The 1,093-nt window shown below is 70.7% G+C and carries 1 protein-coding gene; it reads left to right on the forward strand.

Annotation, left to right across the window (positions count from 1 at the left end; all coding sequences use genetic code 11):
* The coding region (locus tag ACQKIP_RS48045) for an alkaline phosphatase D family protein (protein WP_427745939.1) at nucleotides 1–949 on the forward strand (949 nt) is incomplete at its 5' end.
* Nucleotides 950–1,093 lie beyond the last annotated feature (144 nt).

Genomic DNA, 1,093 nt, shown 5'->3' on the forward strand with positions numbered 1-1,093 from the left:
GGACCCCGACGGCCCGGAGATCCTCCCGCTCGCCGACTACCGCAAACGGCACGCCCTGTACAAGGGTGATCCATCGCTGCGGGAGGCGCACGCCGCCCACCCGTGGTTTTTGACCTGGGACGACCACGAGGTCGTCAACGACTACAGCGGCACCGGCGGCGGCGCCCCGTTCATGCGGCGCCGCGCGGCCGCCTACCAGGCGTGGTTCGAGCACATGCCGCACCGCGACTCCTTCGGCGGGTCCGTCCTGCCCGACCCGGAGATCCACCGGGTGCGGCGCTGGGGCGACCTGCTGGAACTCGCCGTCCTCGATCTGCGCTCTTACCGCTCGGCGCAGAACCTGCCCGACGGCACCATCCTGGGCGCCGAGCAGAAGGCGTGGCTGAAGAAGACCGTCGACCGCGCCCCCGACGCCTGGCACATATGGGCCAACTCGATCATGTTGAGCCAGCTACGGGGCCGTCCGGGCGGCTCGTACATGTTCACCGACCAGTGGGACGGCTTCCTCGCCGAGCGCAAGGAGGTCCTCGGCCACGTACACGCCGCCGGACTCGAGGACCTGGTCGTCATCACCGGTGACTGGCACTCGGCGTTCGTCGACGACATCCGCACCGACTTCGACGAGCCCCAATCCCCCTTGATCGGAACGGAGTTCATTGCGCACTCGGTGACCTCCGGCGCGTACTCCGCTGACTGGAACGCGGCCAACGGCCCCCTGATGGGCCAGGCCAACCCGCACCTGAAGTACTTCGAGGGCAACCGGTACGGCTACGACGTGTACGAGGTGACGCCGGAGAAGTTCAGCGCGCACATGCGGGTCGTCGGTGACCGCCGGGACCCGCGCTCGCCCGTCAGCACCCTGACGACCTTCCATGTGGACCGGGGCAAGGCCGGCTCCTACGAGGACGAGGCCACGAAGGGGTCACCCGCGCAGTACCGCAGGGACTGACACCGGACTCCGCCGTGCCCCGGCCCCCGGGCCGGGGCCCGGCGGAACGCCCTGGAGCCGGCCAGCGGTCAGACGCGGCGGGGCGGGGTGCGACGCGTGCGGGCGGAGGTCCCCGGGTCCCCGGTGCCCATCTCTCTAGCGGGC

The sequence above is a fragment of the Streptomyces sp. NPDC059900 genome (assembly GCF_050270335.1).
Taxonomy (GTDB): Bacteria; Actinomycetota; Actinomycetes; order Streptomycetales; family Streptomycetaceae; genus Streptomyces.